Below are 21283 nucleotides of genomic sequence, written 5' to 3' on the forward strand. Positions count from 1 at the left end.
TAGTTCGACTCGGCAAAATGGCCCGAAAGTGGTGCGGGTAGACGGAATCGAACCGACATCATCTGCTTGGAAGGCAGAGGTTTTACCACTAAACTATACCCGCATTGAAGAAGAGTATGAAAAGCGTCACGCAATTCGGTCGTCAACGGTTTTTCTGCCTGTCGAAATGCGAACGGGTCTAATTGAGGGGACGGGGAATACTTCGGGCTGTCGTTTGGACTGGATCTATAACAAGCGCCGAGAAAGAGGGGAGCTATTGCTTCACGTGAACTTTGAGCCATCTCACGGCAATCGCCATCGTGGTCACGCTATAGGACGTCTGTGCAACCAGCCCTTGTGGTCAAACTAGCTGAAAACTTAATCGATTCCCAATTCCTTCCGGAAATAAGAAATCGTAGGTGCTAACCCCTTCTCAAGCGAAATTTCCGGTTCCCACCCCAAGCAATCCCGGGCACGCTTGATATCTGGTTGACGCTGCTGCGGGTCATCTTTGGGAAGATCTTTATGAATCAACTTCGATGATGACCCCGTCTGCTCTAGAATCTGTTCAGCTAGCTCGATCATAGTAAACTCACCCGGATTGCCGATATTCACAGGCTCATTGACCCCATCGACCTTCATGAGCTGCATCATGCCGGCGATAAGGTCATCCACATAACAAAATGATCGAGTCTGACGCCCATCTCCGAAAATAGTAATATCTTCTCCTTTCAGAGCTTGAACTATAAAATTAGACACCACACGGCCATCATTAGGGTGCATCCGCGGACCATAGGTGTTGAAGATGCGCATGATCCGGATATCGACACCGTTCTGATTATGGTAGTCATTGAATAGCGTTTCGGCACAGCGTTTGCCCTCATCGTAGCATGATCGTGGACCCACAGTGTTCACATTTCCCCAATAGCTTTCCGGCTGAGGATGGATATTAGGGTCCCCATAAATTTCCGAAGTCGAGGCCAGGAGGATGCGAGCGTTCAAACGCTTGGCCAGACCCAGTGAATTAATCGCTCCCATCACCGACGTCTTGATGGTCTTGATCGGATTGTATTGGTAATGAACCGGAGATGCAGGACAGGCGAGATTGTAGATAGCATCGACCTCAAATTTGAAGGGATCGACCACATCATGACGCACGAGCTCAAAACGGACATCATTGAGCAGATGCTCGATGTTCTTCTTACGGCCAGTGAAAAGATTATCCAAGCAGATGACCTCGTAGTCCTCCTCAATCAGACGGTCGCACAAATGGCTTCCAAGGAAGCCGGCTCCACCCATAACCAATACACGTTGCCTATCCATTGCCTCAGATCATTTGGGCTCGGCCAAACATCTCAAATATCAAATCACTAAAATTTCAGGACCTGCACTCAGAACACTCCGCATACATTCAATCGCTTGCAGAAGGTAGTCGAAATGGTGGGAGCTGCGGGAGTCGTTCCGAGCCCAGACTATCAGGGCGACAAGACCGGGCTTGGGCAAAGCTCAAGAACCGGACCACCCAGGGGAGACTCCTCGCGGTGTAGGTTCCCCAGCATAAAAAAATACAGGTTTACAACATCCGTGTCGGAATGGTGGGAGCTGCGGGAGTCGAACCCACGACCTCTACCATGTCAAGGTAGCGCTCTAACCAACTGAGCTAAGCCCCCGCAATTGGGGAAAGAAGAAAAATCGATTTTGGAATCAGAATGGTCAAGGTTTTTGTCCCACATTGTACAAATTCAAGCTTGCAGTCAGAGATCCACAATTCTTTGTTTCAACTTTTATTCAGGCTTACGGAGAGGTGACAGAGCGGTCGATTGTGCATCCCTGGAAAGGATGTGTGGGGGTAACTCCACCGAGGGTTCGAATCCCTCTCTCTCCGCCATTTAGCGCAGCAAAAGCGGAAGTGATGGATGAGAACCCGAGCAGAGGGTCGACGCAGTGAGCAGAGCGAACGAAGATGGGACCACCGCAGGTGGGTCGCACAGCGATTGCGAAGCAACCAATCCCTCTCTCCGCCATTTTGCGATTTTGACAACCTGCGCCAAGTCGAGAAAATGCGCAGCTGGGTAACAGACTTTGACATTCAAAAGCTATTTCCAGTATCCCTCAGAATGAATGTTTCCCTAACCGATAAGCTCGAAGACTTTGTCAACGAACTCGTGGAGCAAGGTCGCTACCGCTCTGCCAGTGAGGTGGTGCGCGAGGGACTTCGCCTGCTTGAAATTCGGGAAGCCCAGCTTAAAAGCGCGACTGAGGGGAATGTCGAACCAATGGAAGAGAAGAAGAATTGAGAGCTATGCCTGCTAAGAAAAAAACAACTAAGGTAGCCGAACCGTTTGAAAAGCAGCTTTTCAAAGCTGCTGACAAGCTGAGGAAGAATATTGATGCTGTCGAATACAAACACGTCGTTCTCGGGCTGATCTTCCTGAAATACATCTCGGATGCTTTCGAGGAGTATCGCGAGAAGCTAAAGGCAGGTGAAACAGACTTTGGTGATGGCGAATACATCGACCTTGAAGACCGTGATTTCTACGCTGGAGCTGGAGTGTTCTGGGTTCCACAGGAGGCTCGTTGGGAAACGATCCATGCCGTTTCTAAGCAGCCTACTATCGGGAAAGTTCTCGATACGGCTATGGATGCCATTGAGCGAGAAAACAGCTCATTAAAAGGCGTTCTGCCGAAAATTTACGCTAAAGAGAACCTCGACCAGCAAACGCTCGGTGGTTTGATAGACTTAATCGCTGATACCGCAATCGGAGATGCTGCCGCCCAAAGTAAAGACCTACTCGGTCGTGTCTATGAGTATTTCCTTGGTGAGTTCGCCAATACCGAAGGTAAGAAAGGACGCCAGTTCTACACGCCAAAGTCTATTGTTCGTCTAATGGTCGAGATGATCGAGCCTTACAAAGGGCGTGTCTACGACCCTGCTTGTGGTTCAGGTGGCATGTTTGTCATGTCCGAAAAGTTCGTGGAAGAACACGGCGGCGGACTGGATGACATTTCCCTCTATGGTCAGGAGAGCAACCAGACCACTTGGAAGCTGTCCCGTATGAATCTTGCCATCCGTGGCATCGACGGCAGCGGGATCAAGTGGAATTCGGAAGGCTCCTTCCTGAAGGATGAGCACCGTGACCTCAAGGCCGACTACATCATTGCCAATCCGCCCTTCAATCAGGACGAATGGGGCGTGGAGTTGCTCCAAGGGGATGCTCGCTGGCAATATGGCACACCGCCCAAGGGCAATGCCAACTATGGCTGGATTCAGCATATGCTCTACCACACTGCACCGAATGGGATTTGCTCTCTGGTGCTGGCGAATGGCTCGCTCTCATCGAACCAATCTGGCGAGGACGAAATTCGTGAAGCCTTGGTTCGGGCAAACTTGGTGGATTGCATTGTCGCTCTGCCTAAGCAGCTTTTCTACAATACTGGCATTCCTGCTTGCCTCTGGTTCTTGCGTCGTGGTCGAACGAATACAGAGACTCTATTTATCGATGCTTCGAGCATGGGCTACATGGAAGACCGCACTCACCGCGCTTTTGCAAAGGAAGACATCTCCAAAATTCGCGACGCCTACTTGAATTGGCGCAAAGGCAATGGCTACGAAGATGAGAAGGGCTTCAGCAAGTCAGCGAATCTCACAGATATTGAGAAGCACAGCTTCATCCTGACACCTGGGCGATACGTCGGTGTTCCTGACGAGGAAGATGACGGTATACCCTATGAAGAAAAAATTGCATCACTCACAAGCAAACTCACGGAGCAGATTAAGAAGGAAGATGCCTTAAATCAGGAAATCCAGAGCCAGCTCTCCAAAGTCGGTATTTATATCAAGTTATAGCCATGCCCGACAATAACGAGATCATTCTTTATACGACTATCGACGGGCTGACGCGCTTGGAGTGTCGCTTCGACTCCGAGACCCTTTGGCTGTCGCTAAATCAGATCGCCGAACTCTTCGATAGAGACAAATCGGTCATCTCCAAGCACCTCAAAAACATCTTTGAAGACGCTGAACTGGAGCGCGATTCAGTTGTTGCAAAACATGCAACAACTGCCGCCGACGGGAAAAGCTATCAAGTAGACTTCTATAATTTAGAAGCCATTTTTGCGGTAGGCTATCGCGTGCGTTCGCCCAGAGGGGCTCAATTCCGCAATTGGGCCACAAAGATCCTCAAAGAGTATATGACACAAGGCGCAGCATTGGACGACGAACGCCTCAAAAACCCAGACAGTAGCCCACTCTTCGAGCGCATTCTTGCTCGCATCCGAGACATCCGCTCATCGGAGAAAGTCTTTTGGCGCAAGGTCTGCGATATCTTTGCAACAAGCATAGATTACGATGGAAAGGCAGAGACTGCACAGGATTTCTTTAAACAGGTGCAGAACAAAATGCACTGGGCAGCGCACGGTAACACTGCCGCCGAGGTCATCTACAAACGAGTTGATGCAGATAAACCACACCTAGGGCTGACCAATTACCAAGGCAACGAGCCCACCAAGCAAGAAGTCGAAACAGCCAAAAACTACCTAAACGAAGCAGAGCTCAACTTACTCAACCGCATCGTCACCGCTTATCTGGAATTTGCAGAGCTACAGGCTCTACAGCGCAAGCCCATGCGGATGACGGATTGGGCAGTCAAACTAGATGACTTCCTCAAGCTTGGAGGGAATGACCTGCTCACCCACGCCGGAGAAATTTCAGCCCAACAAGCCAAGGAGAAAGCGCACTTGGAGTATGACAGATTCCGCAAAGTCATCGACGTTAACGTCTCGCAAGTAGACAGGGACTTGGAAGCTGTGCTCAAAAAACTGCCCAAACCACCATCGAAAGGCGGTTAATGATGAGCAAGATAGATGCTCGAAAATTTCAAGAAGAAAGATTAAAGACCCTACATATGCCCTCGGCAGTTAACGAATTACCAAAAGGTTGGAATTGGTGTGGCCTAGATGATGTTACCACTAGACACTGTGAACAACCATCAACAGGAGGTTATTCACTTGAAACCGATGCTGAAACAATCAAGGAGGGCTGCAAGCTGAGCTTGTCGATAATGAGAAGAAACTCGAGAATCATGAATCTCAACTCAACGATCTACAGTCCACGATTGGATCTAAGGAGAAAGCCAGAGACAGAGAGTTTACAAGTATAGCTAGTCAAAGAGATTTGTGAACAGTGAAGATTAAAAGAAACGAATATGATTTTAGAAAACAAATTAAACCTAACGAACCAAGTTGATCTGGCAAAAGCCGAGGAAGAACTCAGCAAGCGTAAGGCGAAGCAACTTTTTGATTCAGGTAATATTAATAATATTGAGGTTGGAACCTATCAGGGGCTCGCTGACATTCATACTTATCTTTTTGAAGAGATTTACTACTTCGCGGGCAAGTTACGGAAAGTAAACATTGCAAAAGGTAATTTTCGCTTTGCTTCTGTGATGTATCTGGAAAGTTCGTTGAAGCACATTGATGCAATGCCCCGGTCAACCTTCGATGAGATTATTGAAAAATATGTCGAGATGAATGTGGCGCATCCATTCCGCGAGGGAAATGGCCGTGCTACTCGCATCTGGCTTGATTTAATTCTCAAAAAAGAGATCAAGCAAGTGATTGATTGGAACCTTGTTGATAAGCAAGATTACTTATCTGCGATGGAGCGGAGTGTCGTTAAAGACGTTGAGATCAAGCACCTTCTACGGGATGCTCTGACCGATCAAATTAATGACCGAGAACTTTATATGAAAGGTATTGACGTGAGTTATTACTACGAGGGCTACACTACTTTCAAAACCGAAGAACTATAAAGCAATTTATAAACGAGATTTTCGGCCCCCAATGCGGTGAGCCGGTCCAGTCTTTACATACCAATCACAACTTCGGCACAACGGAGATGAGGGTCATTTCGGTTGGGCAGTTGAAGCGGATGATGGGTAGATCGCCGTGGCGGTCACTGCCGAGGCCGGCGGAGACGTTGAATGCTGAATTGGAGACTTCGTGGAACCCGACAGACCAGTCCTTGGGAACGTCACTATTGTGCGTCAGTGGGCCGTAGAAGGGCAGGCGCACTTGACCGCCATGGGTGTGTCCAGCGAGTGACAGATCGACTCCATAATCGATGGCATCGGGGATGAAATCGGGTCCATGTCCTAACAAAATGCTGAATACGTCCGGACTCTTGGACTCGACCCATTTGCGGATATGCTGTTCGGCCACACCGGGCCGTCGCGATTGATGCAAACTCAGTGCTTTGATCTCGATGAGGTTGCCTGCATCCGAGACGATGCGCTTGGGCCAAAAATCCATCATAACGAGCGGACTCTCCTCTGAGACGGGAATGCGGTAAAATCCTCCATCCGCGTCACCATATACGCCCCAAAATCCGAACTCTGGCTCAAATTGTGAGAGGTGTGGTTTCAACGCTTCCCAATGGGGTTGCAATGGCTCTCCCCGCTCAAGTTCAAACCAATCGCCAGTGAACACCACCATATCAGCATTGAGGGCTGCCGCCCGAGCTAAGGCCTTCTTTTCGTGCGGTCCAACTTCTAGGGCTTCAAGATCAGAGATATGGAGGAGTGTAAACGGTTCGCGGATTTTATCAGACTGTAAGGTCACTTTCCGCACCACAAGCCGACCGTGCTCAAAATCGGTCACATACCAGCGGAAAAACCACACCACACCGGCTGCGCCCATCCCAAGCATCCCGAGAAGCCAGAGCGGACCTCGCACACGAGAAAACTGTAATCCCGCGAGCATGAAAAACACAGCGACCCCGGCTAGCACGCGTGGAAACCATCCGAAATTGTAGTCAAACCCCTCGCGAATCACGGCGTAGTCGAGGGCTTCATACGCCGGCCACCAGACCAGGTTTCGTCGCACTACCCAAGCCAATACCGAGCAGTAGATAACCATACCGATTAGGAATACTGCGATTGCTTTAATTGAGATCCTTGATGACATGGTGCACTTTACATGACTGAGATGCTCTCAGAAATATCAATAGCATTGTCAGGATATCTAGATGGATGCCGCTTAATTCAGTTTGTCATTTGATGCATTCTTGTGAACCTGCCCGCCATGAAACGTCTGCCGATACTTTTGCTCTTGTGCGCGTCCCTGCTCTCTGCCCAAGAGGAGCCACTCGTAGATGAATTCCCTATCTGGGGCTGGACGGGCAGTTATGGAGCCGACGCGACAATCAATTTTCGCATCGAAGGCAATCGCCTGCGGGTCTACATGCTCGACGCGGAGATGCAGCCTTTTGACTCGGGCATAGAGCGCATCAATGCGCGCATTAATCCAAGGGGCGACGATCCATTTTTCCTTCCGCTGAACTTTGACGCTGCAAAACTTTTCTTCACCCATCCACGCTTTATCGGCAAGCCGCATATCTTTCAGGTGACGTTGTTTCTCATTGACGATGATGGGGAAGCCGAGCGCTCGTATTCATTTTTCCTGAGCCAAACCGGTAAAAACACTGAACCGAAGTCGTAGTGGCAGAATCATCACATAAGCGTTCAAGCCCTTCTCCGTTTTCTCTGCCCAATGTTCGGATGTTCTTGTTATTCCGGGTATTGTTCAATGCCCGCTACTACTATCCGATCTATGCGCTGCTCTTCTTAGATTTCGGCTTGGAGATCGAGCATTTCTTATGGCTCAATATGATCTGGGCCATTGGGATTGTCATATTGGAAGTTCCGTCTGGAGCTTTGGCCGATACGCTTGGAAGGAGAAAGCTACTCGTGGCCGGTGGCTTCTTCATGATTGTGGAGATTGCGCTTTTTGCCTTCGCACCCACAGGCAATGTGCCCCTGCTTTTCGGACTGCTGGTGGTGAATCGGATTCTTTCTGGAGCCGCTGAGGCACTGGTAAGCGGAGCTGATGAGGCGCTTGCCTACGACACGCTCAAGAATGCAGGCATGGAGAAAAGCTGGGACCGTGTGCTCGCGCGGCTCATGCAAATTCAGTCCCTAGCATTCGTAGTGGCACTGGCAGTAGGGGGTGTCGTCTATGATGAGCGCTTCCTCAACGCCATGGCCAGTGCTATCGGTTTTGAATGGGGTCTTGATCGCGAAGACACGATGCGGATTCCGCTCTACCTGACGCTTATCAATGCAATCTTTGTGTTAATCGCGGCTCTGCGCATGAAGGAGCCACTAACCAGTACTGAAACCCGCGAAACGGTAGGCGGGCAATCTTTTTTCGAGGGCAGCGATAAGCACCTTAATACAATGACGCAGGGCCCAACAGAGGATAGCTTCTGGTCGGAAACGCGACGTTCTTTCTCTTTAATTCTGAAGGCAGGCAAATGGATCTTCCAGACACCGTTCGCTCTGGCAGTGATTTGCGGCGGCTTTCTCGTCGATAGTTTTCTCAGAACGTTTGTTACTTTCAACAGCCAGTATTATCAGATCATCCAACTCCCGGAAGCGTCTTACGGGATCATCGGAGGTGCGCTTTCAGGATTTGGTGTCATCTGGCCAAGCATCGCTCAAAAGATGAGCCAGCGCTTTGGCCCAATGACCAACTACCTTATCGTCTGCGGCCTGACAGTTCTCGGACTCACCGGCGCCTGTTTGTTCGTCCCCTATGTGGGTGTGATTTGGGTGGTTGTGATGATGGTGGGTTGGGCCTTTCTAAATTACTTTCTCTCAACTTACCTCAATCGCGTCACGCCGTCCGAACAGCGCGCTACAGTGCTGAGTTTTCGCGGACTTTCTTTCAATTTAGCATATTTCACGATCTCCCTATTGGTGAACCTGCGTCTCGATCAGGTGGAACCAGCAGTCCTTGCTGCCCAGCCGGGAATCGGCGATCGAGCACTGGAAAACGCCAAGTTCGTCGCTGTGATGCCCTCGCTCCCAATTGCTTTCTTGATCTCCGTAGTGATTTTTTTAGTTTTCACAAAATTCACCGTATCCCCAAAAGATGTTCCCCCACCCCAGACTGAGCATGCATAGAACTTTGGCGATTTGCCTGGGGCTGTTGTTGGGGCCCCACTTCCTGGCTGCGCAGGACCTGTATGAAATTGGCGAACCGACGGACGAGGAGCAGCTATTCGTAGAGCTGATTAACCGGGCACGTGCCGATGCAAACGCCGAGGCTCAACGCCTCGCCAACACGACTGACCCAGATGTGCTCAACGCGATCAATCAATTTGGGGTGGATCTCGGATTGATGGTCGAGCAATTCGCGACGCTCACCCAAGTCACCCAGCCCTTGGCTATCAACGCCGCACTGCAACAGGCGGCATACCTCCACAGTGTGGACCAATTCAACAGCGGCCTTCAATCGCATACGTCATCGTCTGCCGCGGTTTCTCCCAACGTCGCCGGCGAATCCGTCGGCGATCGCGTCTCAAATCAAGGTTATCAATTTCGCACTGTCCGTGAAAACGTCTTTGCCTATGCCGACTCGGTTTATTATGGCCACGCTGGCTTTCAAATAGATTGGGGCGACGAAGGAACAGTCGGCGGCATGCAAGATCCTCCAGGACATCGGCAAGCCATCCATAATCCAGACATCCGGGAGATCGGCGTGGGGATTGTTTATGGGACGAACCAGGTGAGCAACTTTACGCCCGTTGGCCCGATGGTAGTCACCCAGAATTTCGCCGAACAGCTCAATGGGGATCCATTGATTACTGGAGTCGCTTTTCTCGATATAGACGGAGACCAATTTTATGACGAAGGCGAAGGCTTGGGCGGCATCGAATTACGCATACCAGGCAACGCATTCTACGCTCAGACAGCAGGCTCTGGCGGGTATAGCCTACCCGTAAGTAACAATGGTAATTTCTCCGTCACGATCAGTGGCCCTAGTATAGACACCCGGAATGAATCCGTATCCATCACAAACCTGCAAAATAGTAAGCTAGACCTCATCTACGAGTATAGCGAAACCAGGCTATCTGCCCCGACATCTCTCAGCGAAGGCGTTTCAGCGACCTTCACCTCCAGCAGTCAGTATGGTGCCACTGGCTATGAAATGCGTGTCGCGCGCGGGAGTGGTTTTTCTGAGTCTCTCGGTGCTGAGAATGGCACAACCGGAGTCTCTCACCAACTTCCCGAGAATGGTGAGTTGGTTCAAGCCGCGGTGGCAGCTTCGGGCTTAAGCGCCTATCAATTGTCGAATCTGGCAGTCGTCGGCGGTTTCGTCATCGGGAGCAGCATCGAAGATGCATGGCTTGAAATTGAGGGCGACTTGCTGATCGATGCGGGTGCGACACTGACCTTTGATGATCGCATAACAACCATCAGTGATAGTCAGATTCCCATTGTTGAAATCTCGACTGATAGCGGGGCGACGTGGGCCTCAATTCTGAACAGAACGCAACCCCTCTTTCCTGAATCTTCGTTCACAGCACAATCGGTATCCCTAGCAAACTACGAAGGTCAAATCGTTCAGATCCGGTTCTTTCTGGATCACCAAGGGGGAACGGTCCAGTTCGGATCAGGTTCCAACACGGGATGGTTCGTCGATAACATCCGCGTCAATGACGCCCAGTTCATCCAAACGGTGGATTCGGTCACTTCTTCGACTACGACCTTCACCTTTACGCCAGAGATCACGGGTTCGCTTATTTTCAGAGCGCGCGCACTTAACGGCGAACGGGCTTTCCCCTTTGGTCCAGTGATGAGCTTACAAGTCGGCGATGGCGGCATACCAGACACACTGGTTACTGTGTTCCCAGACGCTGAACTAGTCGCTCAAGATTGGGCTTTCGTTTCCTGGTTCGGACTCTTCAACACTGCTGACGCTCCCTGGATTTATCACAGCGAATTGGGATGGCTCTACGCAGTCAAACGCAGCGGCGATGACGGCGTTCTACTCTACCATCCCCAGCTCGAGTGGCTCTGGACCACAGACGAAGCTTTTCCCTATCTTTATCGACTCAATCAAGACCGCTGGCTCTTCTTCACGGGAGACAATGAGGAACGTGTTTGGTTTTACGATTTCGAAGCTGACTCAGACAATCGCTGGTTCACGTTTGACTGATTCATTGTGATAGCGCGCGCGAAAAAACATGTCGGAATCTACGGCGGCAGTTTTGACCCCATTCATCTAGGCCATCTCATTGTAGCTCAGGACTGTCTTGAGCAAGCAGGCTTGGAGTCTGTCATTTTCGTCCCTACCGCTCAGTCGCCTTTAAAAAGCCACGCGCCCCGGACTGAGGATAAGCATCGCCTCGAGATGGTAAAACGCTCGATTGCTCACCAATCCGCCTTCAATTGCTCCGATCATGAAATCGAACGGGGCGGTGTGAGCTATACCATTGAAACCATTCAGCACTTTAAGAACAAACAGCCAGAGACTGAATTTCACCTAATCATTGGACAGGATCAGATAGAACAGCTCCTCGCCTGGCACGCTATAGAAACGCTGGTAAAAACAGTGAATTTCATAGCGGTTTGCCGCCCAGGTTACACGGCAGAGCCGCCCAAGATCCCCGGTATTCGTTTTCAGACCATCGAAACCCATGCCATGGATATCTCCTCAAGCGAAATCCGTGAGCGTTTTCAAAACGGCCTGAGTAATGAGTTATTCCTCCACCCGGAAGTGAGTCGTTATATCACAAAGCAAGGCATTTACGGACATTCGGCGTAATTCTCTCAACGCGACCTCCCAATGACATCTGCAGGTATTGAAAACAGATTCACCATTGCCTTCGACATGAGCTTCTTCTTAATTCTTGACCTTTAAAACATGTCCCAAACCGAAACACCTGATACGCTTCACCACATAAAACTGTGCGCGGAGGCTCTTGAGGCCAAGAAGGCCAGCGAGATCCAGGTGCTCGACGTGTCAGGAAAGTCTTCGATCACTGACTATCTCGTCGTGGCATCTGGGATGTCTGAGCCCCACCTTAAGGCGTTACGCAACGATCTGGAAAAGACATGTAAAGATAACGGGATCAACGTCATCGGCGCTGATAGAGAGACGACGACCGGATGGCTCGTTTTTGATGCCTTCGACTTTATGATTCATCTATTCACCGATGAGCAACGCGCATTCTATGGTCTCGAAACACTATGGAAAGATGCTGTGCCCGTGGAATTAGCATAAGCCCATCGAAGCAATTAGCACAGTTTCGTCTCTCCCCTCAGCGCCTTCGTTTGTTAATGTTCCCCGGAGAATGATCTGATTTTCAGTTGCGAGGTGCCTTCACTCTGAGATAGCCGTGTGAGCTTTGATTGATACACGGACCCCTTACCTGAAATGAAAGAAAAGAAAATCGCATTCGTTGGACTTGGCCGCATGGGCGCCAACATGGCGCGCTGCCTCCATGACAAAGGCTACGATATCGTCGCGTTATTTGATATTCAGCCAGCAATAGCTCAATCCTTGGCAGAGGAACTAGAGGCAACAGCCATAGACACGCTGGCTGAGATCAGCACGCTGGCCGATGTGATTTTTACCGTGGTGACCAACGACGCCGCCATGGAAAGCATCTTTTTCGGCGACGACAACCTGCTCCAGCAAGGGTCAGGACGTGTTTTCATCAACTGCGCGACGCTATCGCCAGGGATCCACCAACGGGTCGAGACAGCTGCCAAAGCGGTTTCAGCGACTACTCTCGAAGCATGCATGGCTTCGAGTATTCCCCAGGCGCGCGATGGCGAATTGTTCCTCATGATCGGCGGTGAAGAATCAGTTTACAGCGATAACAAACCGATCCTCGAAGACCTCAGCAAGGCTTTACACTACATCGGAGCAACGGGGAAGGCCGCCGAGGTCAAAGCACTGGTGAACATGGTCATGAATATAAACACAGCTGCCCTCGCCGAGGGTTTAGGGCTTGGGAAAGCTCTCGGACTCGATCTTGAGATGCTGTGTGACGTCTTCCGGCAAATCGGCGCCAATTCCCGGGTATTAGAGACGGATGCCGAGGATATGATATTGCGGGACCACGACTGCTATTTTTCTGCAGAGCATGCCGCAAAAGACTCGGGCATTGCTCTCGATCTAGCAAAAGCCGAAGGCGTCAGCCTACCGCTCGCTCAAGCGACCTTAGAGCAATACCAAAAAATGGTCTCCCTCGGCTTGGGCGACTTAGACAAATCGGGTGTCGCCAAACTCACGTTTCCCGGACGAAAACCGAGCTAAACGTTCAGTAGATCAATGAATATAACCAATACCTTCGACGAGGTAATCGACCATACTCATGCCAAGAGCGAGTCGCATGAACGCCGTGCCAATTGGATAGTCATCCTGGGACACGGCGTAACGGGTAACAAAGACCGAGACCTGTTGATCGACACCGCGGAGACTCTTCAAGCACGCGGCTTCGATACCCTCAGGATTTCGTTCTCAGGTAATGGTGAGTCCGATGGAGCATTCACGGCATGCACGGTTTCCAAAGAAGTTCAGGATCTTCGTTCTGTAGTGGATGCAGCAGCTGAAGATTATGATCATATAGCTTATATCGGCCATAGTATGGGAGCTGCCGTGGGCGTTCTAGCAACGGCGAACGACGCGCGTATTCAGCTCTTAGTTTCGCTCGCTGGCATGGTCGACACCAAGAAATTTGCCCTCACAGAATTTGGCGAACTTGAACCCGGCAAAGACTGTATGTGGGATGAACGCGATTGCCCCCTTGTCATCTGAATTCATATACGATCTCACACAAGAGGTGGAAAGCGTGAGCAAGAAAGCAAAGGACATCTCCGTTCCATGGCTCCTAATTCACGGCACCGAAGACGATGTCGTTCTGCCCGACGACACACGGAGTATTTTAGACATCAATCTGCCCAATACCACGGCTCACTTTATTGAAGGCGCAGATCATAGTTTCAACGAGCCACCTTATCGCAAAGCGGCGACTGAAAAAATCGGCACTTGGTTTGTTGATCGCCTTTCCTGAAGAGCCTAATCAGCGGAAAACTGGTTGAACTCACCTCTTCGGTAGGGTCGATCAACATGGCTAGATACAGGATTCACCTGATAAAATGTTTCTTCATTCCGGGTATCATCAGACGATATCTAAAAATACCGAACTAGCTATGAGCCGTATCTACATTATAGAGGACGAACCGATCTTAAGAGACCTATTCCAGGAATACCTCCTGGCATCAGATCTCGACATCACGATCGTCGGTTCAAGTGGAAATGGCCAGGAAGCCCTCGCCGAATGTATCGAGCTCAAACCCGACATAGCACTTGTCGATATACGACTTCCTGAAGTGAACGGGTTGGAGATCTTACACATCCTCAAGATGCGGGTTCCGGAAACGAAAGTCCTTATTTTCACCGGATCAACCAATACCAACGCTGTGCGCATTGCCGTGGAAGGTAAAGCAGACGGATTCATCGAAAAGGCCGCGGGCCTCGAACAGTTGGTCGACGCGGTGAAGACAGTTACCCGCGGTGAGCATTATTACAGCCCAGCTGTCTACCGTCAGATTCTGACCTTCAAGACGACTGGGGTATAGAGTCCCAGGCCGATCTCTGTAGGCACGACAGATCGATTGAATTCTCTATTTTAAACAAGCACTTTCCAAGTGTGGGTTAAATGTTACTGCGGGTCTCATGAAAATGTCTTGAACGAACCTTCACCCACCTCATGCCAATAGATCTCGCGATCGCCCGACAAACACATGGAACGATCCCAAAAACCTTGCACATCTGGCTGGCTGGTATTGAAAGCCTCCTTTCCACATGTAGCGAATTACTTGATTTCTCTTCCACACAGTAAATAGCGATCCACTATGACATACATCGTAGACATTAACGCCCGGCAGGTCATCGACTCCCGGGGTAACCCAACAGTCGAAGTCGAGATTGAGCTCGAAGGCGGCGCCATTGGCCGCGCGGCTGTTCCTTCTGGAGCTTCTACGGGCGTAAACGAAGCAGTCGAATTGCGCGACGGCACCTTGTCCGATTCAGATTTTGAAAGCGGGTTCGACTTCAAGGGTCGCTTTCTCGGCAAGGGTGTGACCAAGGCTGTCGAAAACGTCCACAACATCCTCGCCCCTGAGCTCATCGGCCTAGACGCCGCGGATCAAGTCTCACTCGACAGCTTGATGCTCGAGCTGGACGGCACGCCCACCAAATCAAAAATCGGCGCCAACGCCATCCTGGGCGTTTCCCTAGCAGCTGCCAAAGCTGCAGCGCAGCAAGTCGGGCTCCCACTTTATCGCTACATTGGTGGTGCCAATGCCAAGGTCCTACCCGTCCCCATGATGAATATCATGAACGGCGGTGCCCACTCAGATGCTCCCATCGACATTCAAGAATTCATGGTCATGCCTACGGGAGCCGAGTCGTTTTCAGAAGGCCTTCGCATGGGTTGCGAAATCTTCCACGCTCTCAAAAAGGTATTGAAGGCAAAGGGCCTCTCCACAGCCGTCGGTGACGAGGGTGGATTCGCTCCAAACCTCGAATCCAATGAAGCCGCACTCGAAGTCATCGCTAAAGCGGTGAAGGATGCCGGCTTCAAATTCGGCGAAGACGTATTCGTTGCTCTAGACGTGGCCTCTTCTGAGTTTTTCAAAGACGGAAAGTATGTCTTTTCAAAATCCGACAACTCTGTCCGCTCCTCGGTAGAGATGTGCGACTTTCTCGCTGATCTCTGCAAAAAGTATCCCATCATCTCGATCGAAGATGGCTGTGATGAAGGCGACTGGGATGGTTGGAAAATTTTGACTGACTTAGTCGGCGACAAGGTCCAGCTCGTGGGCGACGACTTGTTCGTGACGAACACCAAGTTCCTCCAAAAGGGCATCGATCTCGGCGTAGCCAACTCCATCCTTGTGAAGGTCAACCAAATCGGTTCGCTAACGGAGACACTCGATGCCGTAGAACTCGCTAAGGAAGCCTCTTACACATCGGTCCTCTCTCACCGCTCGGGTGAAACCGAGGATACGACGATTGCGGATATCGCGGTTGCCACCAATTGCGGCCAGATCAAGACGGGCTCACTCAGCCGCTCCGATCGTATCGCCAAATACAATCAACTGTTGCGCATCGAAGAACAACTCGGCGCACACGCTATCTATGGCGGTAAGCTGATGAAGACCGGACTTTAAGAAGGTTGAGGGCTGAAGGATGAATTTTCCTTCGCCATCTCTTGAATTTGCCTCTCGCTGATCTTCGGCGAGGGGCTTTTTTGGGGGCAATGGGTTAGAAGTAGACGCCTCCCATGATAGGATCGACTAAACTTAGGCTGTCTTGCCTGAGCCGAGCTGGGGCTCGGCGTTCCCAGGGATGCCATTGGGATGGACGCCATTAATCTGCAGCAAGTTCTTTGCTCCTCGCGCTGCTTAGCGTGTATCCAGTTGTAGTCGTGGCGCTCTGTCGCCGCGTGGGCCGTTGCTCTGATCGAAACCGAGAACACGAGCCGACTATAACTCAAAGCCCCTTGCTGCGGGAACTTGGATAAACAATCTATGCGCATCTGGAAGATCTGTGATTATAAATTTTGACCACAAATCGCACGGATTTACACAGATTCTTTTTTGTTAAGGCCTATACTATTCAGCACGACCACAATGCAGGTCTCGAGAACCAGTTTTTCTAGCGCTTTGCTGATTCGTATGTCGCAGACCATTCCTTTCGATGAAGTGACCAAAACGGCTTACCTTGTCTCTTCATGTCTTTGGGTCGCGGACCTTCTCTGAGGCCGCAGCGAGTGTAGAGCTTTCTCGCTCGGGCATTTTCTACACGCGGCTCGGTCCAGACCAACTCACAACTAGAACTATGTCGAAAAGCACGGTTAATGACCTCATTCAGTGCAATTGTCGCAATCCCTTTACCTTGGCTTTCGGCGGCAAGTTTGATGTCGAGGCCTGCCATTCCATCCACAAGATTGAAACAAACCTCTCCATAACGACGCACTTGGTCATCAACTACTACAAAATGCCTGAATCCTAATTGGGCATTCCTTCGCTCAAACCACTGCAGAACTGTCGCATCTGTCTCACCCACACCATCAGGAAAGCCAACAGCTTGCATGACTCGGCCGTCATTCCAAAGATCCTTGAGAAAAGGTAGGTCCTCAATTTCGGTGCTCTTTATTGAGATATTTCTGCTGCTCATAGACCGCTCTGCTACTCGTCAATTGGGCCTAATGCGAGATTGGAAACACGGCGACTACCTGAATGTAGACTAGGTCATTGACCAGATGCAAACCGAGGGCTTCGAAGAATTTTCCTGAGCCGTAGAGGGAGCCGAACGCTGTGCGGTCGAAATCGAATTGGGCTTGGAACACATAGCCGTTATCGGAGCGGGTGTAGGTGGCCTGGAGTGTTATTTTGAGCTGGACCCCGCGAATCGTCATCTCGCCGTCTACTTCGACATTAGGACGACCTGGGATACATCCAGGTATTGGGCGCACGGCCTCTATTGAAAAGCGCGCCTCTGGAAAATCATCAGTCTTGAAAAAATCCTCGTGCGTGAGGTGCTGAATGAGCACTTGGTTGAGCTTTGGGTCGTCAATGTCGCCGCAGGTCAGACCAGTCATATCAACGACCAGCTCCCCACCCTGCAGGTTTCCATCGGAGTCGACGCTAATGGAACCCGCCTTAACCGGTGCTTGGCCATCGTGCTGGTTTAGTAAATTGCGACCAATCCAACGGATTTTTGATTGCGAGGCATCGACTGCAAACTCACCTGCGGGCACGCCGTTGTTGCCCGCTGAACCTATCCCATCTGTTACCAACCCTGCAGCTAGCCATGCGTTCAGTCCTCCGCTGACAACTGAAACCTGGGTATATCCCGCAGCAGCCAGCCGCCCTGCTGCGAGTTGGGCCGCTTTAAATTCACCCCTCTCTCCATAGACGACCAGGGATGTATCCTTATCTGGAACAGCCGCTTCCATATCGCTCAAAAAGCTCACGGCGTAGACGCATACGTTCATGCTCCCTGGTATGTGTTGCGCCTCAAATGGGTCGAAAGTGCGGACATCGATAACAATCGGCTTATTATCGGATGTGAGTGCTGCGCTCAGTTCGGCGGCTTCGATGAAGGTCAATTGGGATTCTGGTGGTAGCATGCAGCGACCCTGCACGCATATCTCCGGTTTGCGAACCGCTTAGTCTAATATTTCTCATAAGGTAGAATCTTACCCTCAAAATCGCCTTCTGATGAACTCATAGAGTTGAGAAAAAAGATTCACCTGACCCCTCAGGCCGCTCGATTCGTGTAACAAAGCGGCTTCCTAGCAGATGGGCAGACCTTTTTTCTTTCCATCTCTGCTAACATATTCAGGGTCTAGACCCTTATGTCAGACGCACTCTCAGACATCGGTCTCATCGGGCTTGCCGTAATGGGGCAGAACCTCGCTCTCAACATCGCCGACCACGGCTTCAAAATTTCGGTGTTCAACCGAACTGCTTCGAAAATGGAAGCGTTTGTGGCAAAGCATCCCGACACGCCCGGAGGGCTCGTAGGCTATCCTGAGCTCAAAGATTTTGTTCAATCCCTCAAGCGCCCACGTAAGATTGTCATTCTCGTTCAGGCAGGTGCTGCAACGGATGCTACGATCAATGGCTTGCTACCGCTTTTGGAAGAAGGCGACATCATCATCGATGGCGGCAACGCAAAATGGGACGACACCATCCGCCGCGAGAAAGATCTCAAGGAAAAGGGATTTCGCTTCGTTGGATCCGGTGTATCGGGCGGAGAAGAGGGGGCACGTTTTGGCCCATCCCTTATGCCAGGAGGTGATATTTCTTCATGGAAAGAACTTGAGCCAATCTGGACTGCTATCGCGGCTAAGGTCGACCCAGAGACGGGCAAACCTCTTGAAGGCGCAGCGCCTGGAAAACCTATCGAAGGAGGCGTCGCCTGTTCTGCTTACATCGGTGAAAATGGCGCAGGCCACTATGTGAAGATGGTACACAACGGCATCGAGTATGGTGACATGCAGATGATTTGTGAGGCTTACGACATCATGCAGAAAGTCCTCGGTCTGACTCCTGCGGAAATGGGCGACGTCTTCACTGAGTGGAACAAAGGCGATCTCGATTCTTTCCTCGTAGAAATCACCGCGGACATCCTGAAGCAGAATGACCCAGTTTCCGGTAAGCCTTTCGTAGATATCGTGTTGGACACAGCAGGCCAAAAGGGCACAGGAAAATGGACATCGGTCAATGCCCTCGATATGGGCGTCCCAGCTCCGACGGTGGCCGAAGCCGTATTTTCTCGCTGTTTGTCAGCAGTGAAAGAAGAACGTGTGGCCGCTGAGAGCATCCTGACAGCGCCGGAGACTCCCGCCTTCGATGGTGACAAACAGGAGTTCCTAGATGCCGTCCGCGATGCCCTCTACTGCTCAAAAATTTGCTCCTATGCTCAGGGCTTCCAACTCATGCGCGAGGCTCAAAAAGAATATAACTGGACGCTCAACTTTGGCGAAATCGCTCAGATTTGGCGTGGAGGTTGTATCATCCGCGCACGCTTCCTGCAAAAAATCACAGAGGCATATGCACGCGATCCTGAGCTGGCGAACCTGCTCCTCGACCCTTACTTCAATGAGTCGATTCAGAAGGCTCAGGCTTCTTGGAGGAAAGTGATCACAACGGCGGTCGCTTACGGCATCTCCATCCCCACTTTCAGCTCGGCACTATCTTACTACGATGGCTATCGCTCGAGCCGCCTGCCACAGAATTTGCTGCAGGCACAACGCGATTACTTCGGTGCACATACCTATGAGCGCGTTGATCAGGAGCGCGGCAACTTCTTCCATATCGACTGGCCCGATCCCGCACGGCCTCAGCTCGACGCTTAAATTGCATTTCAGTTTAGCTTTTTCAAAAAACGTCGGGGCCCTTACCCCGGCGTTTTTTTGTCTGCGGTGCCTACTTTCCCAGAATGTATTTGTAAGCCATGTCCAACACACTTGACAACGATCCAGATCAAAAAACGCAGTCATTCTCTGAACCGACGCGTTACACGCGCCGCAACTTCTGGATTTTCGTCTTCGAAGGGTCGCTCTATGGCGGTGGCCTCAGCTTCGTGGCGCTTGACTCTGTTATCCCAGGTGTGGTGCTGAATTTGGGCGGCGGCGATACGCTCGTGGCCTTTCTGCCTACGATGATGTTTCTTGGCTTTTGCATTCCACAACTGCTTACAGTGAAATGGATGGAGAGCCTACCCCGCTATCTCCCGGTTCTTCGCATTACCGGCTTTTTCCAGCGGATTGTTTATCTCATAGCGTTTGTTGCGCTGTGGTTTCTACCCGAAGACCAAACGCTGATTGCACTTATTTTGGTGGCGACCTGCCCGCTCATCTCGGGGTTATTTGGAGGGATTACCATCACCGGCTGGATGCGCATGACGGCTCGAACTGTACCGGGAAAGAAACGCTCCTCAGGCACAGCAAGTCGCAATTTGATCGCGGCTCTCATCGGTATTTTCGCCGGGATCTTTGTCGAACAAATATTGGCGCGAGAGTCGGGGCTGCGTGGGATCTCCATCATTCACGGGATGAGTTTTCTCTTTTTGGCAATCTCCTACCTGGTCTTCTTATTCACAGATGAACCCGAGGGTGTGGTAGAGCCAAAGGCAGCCTCAACCGAAAGTTCTACCCTGTCAGGATTCAAAGAAATCCTGCGCAAAGATCAGATATTTCGCTACTACATATTCAATCGCATGGGTGCGATGCTTGTCTGGGTCCTAGTGCCCTTTATGGCAGTGCACGCAATCGCGGTAACGGAGGCCGGACTCGAATTCACCGGTCGCCTGCTGGCATTTCAGATGGCAGGAAATATCATCGGCAACATCCTGGGCGGCTTTCTCGGAGACAAGAAGGGCAGCCTGCTCGTACTTTTAGTGGCGCGCATAGTGTTTATCGTAGCCGCTCTTTGTTCGCTTCTCTCTCAAACACCTCTGGGTTTTTGTATCGGATTCGCATGTTGGGGCGTGACGTTCGCAATGCAGATGATCGGTGAGCAAACGTTTATAGTGGAGCATGCATTCGGAAAGAAGCTACCTACTTATGTCGCATTTGGTGCGTCAGTGGCGCTGGTTATGATGTTCAGTGCGGGAGCTCTTGCAGCTCTATTGCGTAGATCTTCTGACTCTATTTGGCCACTTGGGATGACCGCACTTTTCGGCGTTACCTCCTCGATAATCATATTGATGACTCGGGTAAAGGATCCGCGCTTTCACAATCCAGCACTGACAAATGGCACAACGCGGTAAGAGCCTCAAAAGCCCTAAGATCGCCTAAGGCTCTATCATCGTTTCCTGAGAATCGCCCGAGTCCTTACCCCTAGCATCCAGGAACAGCAGAGTATTGTAGATCAGCATAAAGAGAAGGACAGCGATAACCACCCATTTCATAGGCAGATTGAAGCCATCG

General features: G+C 50.8%; 20 protein-coding genes and 3 tRNA genes. 17 read left to right on the forward strand and 6 right to left on the reverse strand.

Annotation, left to right across the window (positions count from 1 at the left end):
- Positions 1-29: 29 nt before the first annotated feature.
- The 3 genes from HRU10_00930 to HRU10_00940 all read right to left on the reverse strand — a co-directional run bounded on the left by HRU10_00930 (position 30) and on the right by HRU10_00940 (position 1649).
- A tRNA-Gly gene (locus HRU10_00930) sits at positions 30-103 on the reverse strand.
- Positions 104-357: 254 nt separating this feature from the next.
- A complete protein-coding gene (locus HRU10_00935) occupies positions 358-1302 on the reverse strand; it encodes an SDR family oxidoreductase (GenBank protein ID NRA25797.1) in 945 nt (314 codons plus the stop codon).
- Positions 1303-1572: 270 nt separating this feature from the next.
- Positions 1573-1649, reverse strand: a tRNA-Val gene (locus tag HRU10_00940).
- 128 nt (positions 1650-1777) lie between these two features.
- Between HRU10_00940 and HRU10_00945 the strand changes: the two genes are divergently transcribed.
- The 5 genes from HRU10_00945 to HRU10_00965 all read left to right on the forward strand — a co-directional run bounded on the left by HRU10_00945 (position 1778) and on the right by HRU10_00965 (position 5789).
- Positions 1778-1867 (forward strand) — tRNA-Ser (locus HRU10_00945).
- A gap of 229 nt (positions 1868-2096) precedes the next feature.
- Positions 2097-2276 (forward strand): type II toxin-antitoxin system ParD family antitoxin, encoded by a 180-nt coding sequence (locus HRU10_00950; GenBank protein NRA25798.1) that lies wholly within the window; start codon positions 2097-2099, stop codon positions 2274-2276.
- Positions 2277-2281: 5 nt separating this feature from the next.
- Positions 2282-3826: an SAM-dependent DNA methyltransferase gene (locus HRU10_00955; GenBank protein NRA25799.1), complete on the forward strand. Its 1545-nt coding sequence runs from the start codon at positions 2282-2284 to the stop codon at positions 3824-3826.
- A 2-nt stretch (positions 3827-3828) separates the two neighbouring features.
- Entirely contained in the window at positions 3829-4827 is a 999-nt protein-coding gene (locus HRU10_00960; protein ID NRA25800.1) for a virulence RhuM family protein, read from the forward strand.
- A 356-nt stretch (positions 4828-5183) separates the two neighbouring features.
- Positions 5184-5789 carry a Fic family protein gene (locus HRU10_00965; protein ID NRA25801.1) on the forward strand — a complete coding sequence of 202 codons (606 nt, stop codon included), beginning with the start codon at positions 5184-5186 and terminating at the stop codon, positions 5787-5789.
- A 64-nt stretch (positions 5790-5853) separates the two neighbouring features.
- Here the strand turns inward: HRU10_00965 and HRU10_00970 are convergent, their stop codons facing one another.
- The gene (locus HRU10_00970) at positions 5854-6942 is read right to left on the reverse strand and encodes a metallophosphoesterase (protein ID NRA25802.1); all 1089 of its coding nucleotides are present in this window, start codon (positions 6940-6942) and stop codon (positions 5854-5856) included.
- 117 nt (positions 6943-7059) lie between these two features.
- On the opposite strand from HRU10_00970, the gene HRU10_00975 reads away from it, so the two are divergent.
- The 10 genes from HRU10_00975 to eno all read left to right on the forward strand — a co-directional run bounded on the left by HRU10_00975 (position 7060) and on the right by eno (position 16010).
- On the forward strand, positions 7060-7476 hold the full coding sequence (locus tag HRU10_00975; GenBank protein ID NRA25803.1) for a hypothetical protein: 417 nt from the start codon (positions 7060-7062) through the stop codon (positions 7474-7476).
- Complete coding sequence (locus HRU10_00980) at positions 7476-8942, forward strand: MFS transporter (GenBank protein NRA25804.1); 1467 nt, start codon at positions 7476-7478, stop codon at positions 8940-8942. The genes HRU10_00975 and HRU10_00980 overlap by 1 nt, the downstream gene beginning before the upstream one ends.
- Positions 8935-10980, forward strand: a complete 2046-nt coding sequence (locus tag HRU10_00985; GenBank protein ID NRA25805.1) for a CAP domain-containing protein — start codon at positions 8935-8937, stop codon at positions 10978-10980. Before HRU10_00980 ends, HRU10_00985 begins: the two co-directional genes overlap by 8 nt.
- Positions 10981-10986: 6 nt before the next feature.
- Positions 10987-11589 (forward strand): nicotinate-nucleotide adenylyltransferase, encoded by a 603-nt coding sequence (locus HRU10_00990; GenBank protein ID NRA25806.1) that lies wholly within the window; start codon positions 10987-10989, stop codon positions 11587-11589.
- 99 nt (positions 11590-11688) lie between these two features.
- Positions 11689-12048, forward strand: coding sequence for a ribosome silencing factor (gene rsfS / locus HRU10_00995; GenBank protein ID NRA25807.1), 360 nt, complete (start codon positions 11689-11691; stop codon positions 12046-12048).
- A gap of 153 nt (positions 12049-12201) precedes the next feature.
- Positions 12202-13089, forward strand: coding sequence for an NAD(P)-dependent oxidoreductase (locus HRU10_01000; GenBank protein ID NRA25808.1), 888 nt, complete (start codon positions 12202-12204; stop codon positions 13087-13089).
- Between the two features lie 15 nt (positions 13090-13104).
- Positions 13105-13590 carry an alpha/beta fold hydrolase gene (locus HRU10_01005; GenBank protein NRA25809.1) on the forward strand — a complete coding sequence of 162 codons (486 nt, stop codon included), beginning with the start codon at positions 13105-13107 and terminating at the stop codon, positions 13588-13590.
- Positions 13562-13846, forward strand: a complete 285-nt coding sequence (locus HRU10_01010) for an alpha/beta hydrolase (protein ID NRA25810.1) — start codon at positions 13562-13564, stop codon at positions 13844-13846. Before HRU10_01005 ends, HRU10_01010 begins: the two co-directional genes overlap by 29 nt.
- Before the next feature lie 139 nt (positions 13847-13985).
- The gene (locus tag HRU10_01015; GenBank protein NRA25811.1) at positions 13986-14414 is read left to right on the forward strand and encodes a response regulator transcription factor; all 429 of its coding nucleotides are present in this window, start codon (positions 13986-13988) and stop codon (positions 14412-14414) included.
- Positions 14415-14690: 276 nt separating this feature from the next.
- Positions 14691-16010, forward strand: a complete 1320-nt coding sequence (gene eno, locus HRU10_01020; protein NRA25812.1) for a phosphopyruvate hydratase — start codon at positions 14691-14693, stop codon at positions 16008-16010.
- A 487-nt stretch (positions 16011-16497) separates the two neighbouring features.
- On the opposite strand, the gene HRU10_01025 is transcribed toward eno, so the two are convergent.
- Together HRU10_01025 and HRU10_01030 are read right to left on the reverse strand one after the other, a co-directional pair.
- Positions 16498-17019 carry a GNAT family N-acetyltransferase gene (locus HRU10_01025; protein NRA25813.1) on the reverse strand — a complete coding sequence of 174 codons (522 nt, stop codon included), beginning with the start codon at positions 17017-17019 and terminating at the stop codon, positions 16498-16500.
- A 28-nt stretch (positions 17020-17047) separates the two neighbouring features.
- Positions 17048-17974: a YceI family protein gene (locus HRU10_01030; GenBank protein NRA25814.1), complete on the reverse strand. Its 927-nt coding sequence runs from the start codon at positions 17972-17974 to the stop codon at positions 17048-17050.
- A 228-nt stretch (positions 17975-18202) separates the two neighbouring features.
- On the opposite strand from HRU10_01030, the gene gndA reads away from it, so the two are divergent.
- The gene (gene gndA / locus HRU10_01035; GenBank protein ID NRA25815.1) at positions 18203-19708 is read left to right on the forward strand and encodes an NADP-dependent phosphogluconate dehydrogenase; all 1506 of its coding nucleotides are present in this window, start codon (positions 18203-18205) and stop codon (positions 19706-19708) included.
- Between the two features lie 98 nt (positions 19709-19806).
- Positions 19807-21123 (forward strand): MFS transporter, encoded by a 1317-nt coding sequence (locus tag HRU10_01040; protein ID NRA25816.1) that lies wholly within the window; start codon positions 19807-19809, stop codon positions 21121-21123.
- The last annotated feature ends 160 nt before the right edge of the window (positions 21124-21283 follow it).

The sequence above is a fragment of the Opitutales bacterium genome (assembly GCA_013215165.1).
Lineage (GTDB): Bacteria > Verrucomicrobiota > Verrucomicrobiia > Opitutales > JABSRG01 > JABSRG01.

What these genes read in the sequence shown, in the direction of transcription:
- HRU10_00965 (NRA25801.1), top strand. Translation starts at nt 5,184, where the DNA reads ATGATTTTAGAAAACAAATTAAACCTAACGAACCAAGTTGATCTGGCA.
- HRU10_00955 (NRA25799.1), top strand. Translation starts at nt 2,282, where the DNA reads ATGCCTGCTAAGAAAAAAACAACTAAGGTAGCCGAACCGTTTGAAAAG.
- HRU10_00975 (NRA25803.1), top strand. Translation starts at nt 7,060, where the DNA reads ATGAAACGTCTGCCGATACTTTTGCTCTTGTGCGCGTCCCTGCTCTCT.
- gndA (NRA25815.1), top strand. Translation starts at nt 18,203, where the DNA reads ATGTCAGACGCACTCTCAGACATCGGTCTCATCGGGCTTGCCGTAATG.
- HRU10_01030 (NRA25814.1), bottom strand. Translation starts at nt 17,974, where the DNA reads ATGCTACCACCAGAATCCCAATTGACCTTCATCGAAGCCGCCGAACTG.
- rsfS (NRA25807.1), top strand. Translation starts at nt 11,689, where the DNA reads ATGTCCCAAACCGAAACACCTGATACGCTTCACCACATAAAACTGTGC.
- eno (NRA25812.1), top strand. Translation starts at nt 14,691, where the DNA reads ATGACATACATCGTAGACATTAACGCCCGGCAGGTCATCGACTCCCGG.
- HRU10_00985 (NRA25805.1), top strand. Translation starts at nt 8,935, where the DNA reads ATGCATAGAACTTTGGCGATTTGCCTGGGGCTGTTGTTGGGGCCCCAC.
- HRU10_00970 (NRA25802.1), bottom strand. Translation starts at nt 6,942, where the DNA reads ATGTCATCAAGGATCTCAATTAAAGCAATCGCAGTATTCCTAATCGGT.
- HRU10_00935 (NRA25797.1), bottom strand. Translation starts at nt 1,302, where the DNA reads ATGGATAGGCAACGTGTATTGGTTATGGGTGGAGCCGGCTTCCTTGGA.
- HRU10_01025 (NRA25813.1), bottom strand. Translation starts at nt 17,019, where the DNA reads ATGAGCAGCAGAAATATCTCAATAAAGAGCACCGAAATTGAGGACCTA.
- HRU10_01010 (NRA25810.1), top strand. Translation starts at nt 13,562, where the DNA reads ATGAACGCGATTGCCCCCTTGTCATCTGAATTCATATACGATCTCACA.
- HRU10_00950 (NRA25798.1), top strand. Translation starts at nt 2,097, where the DNA reads ATGAATGTTTCCCTAACCGATAAGCTCGAAGACTTTGTCAACGAACTC.
- HRU10_00960 (NRA25800.1), top strand. Translation starts at nt 3,829, where the DNA reads ATGCCCGACAATAACGAGATCATTCTTTATACGACTATCGACGGGCTG.
- HRU10_01015 (NRA25811.1), top strand. Translation starts at nt 13,986, where the DNA reads ATGAGCCGTATCTACATTATAGAGGACGAACCGATCTTAAGAGACCTA.
- HRU10_01005 (NRA25809.1), top strand. Translation starts at nt 13,105, where the DNA reads ATGAATATAACCAATACCTTCGACGAGGTAATCGACCATACTCATGCC.
- HRU10_01040 (NRA25816.1), top strand. Translation starts at nt 19,807, where the DNA reads ATGTCCAACACACTTGACAACGATCCAGATCAAAAAACGCAGTCATTC.
- HRU10_01000 (NRA25808.1), top strand. Translation starts at nt 12,202, where the DNA reads ATGAAAGAAAAGAAAATCGCATTCGTTGGACTTGGCCGCATGGGCGCC.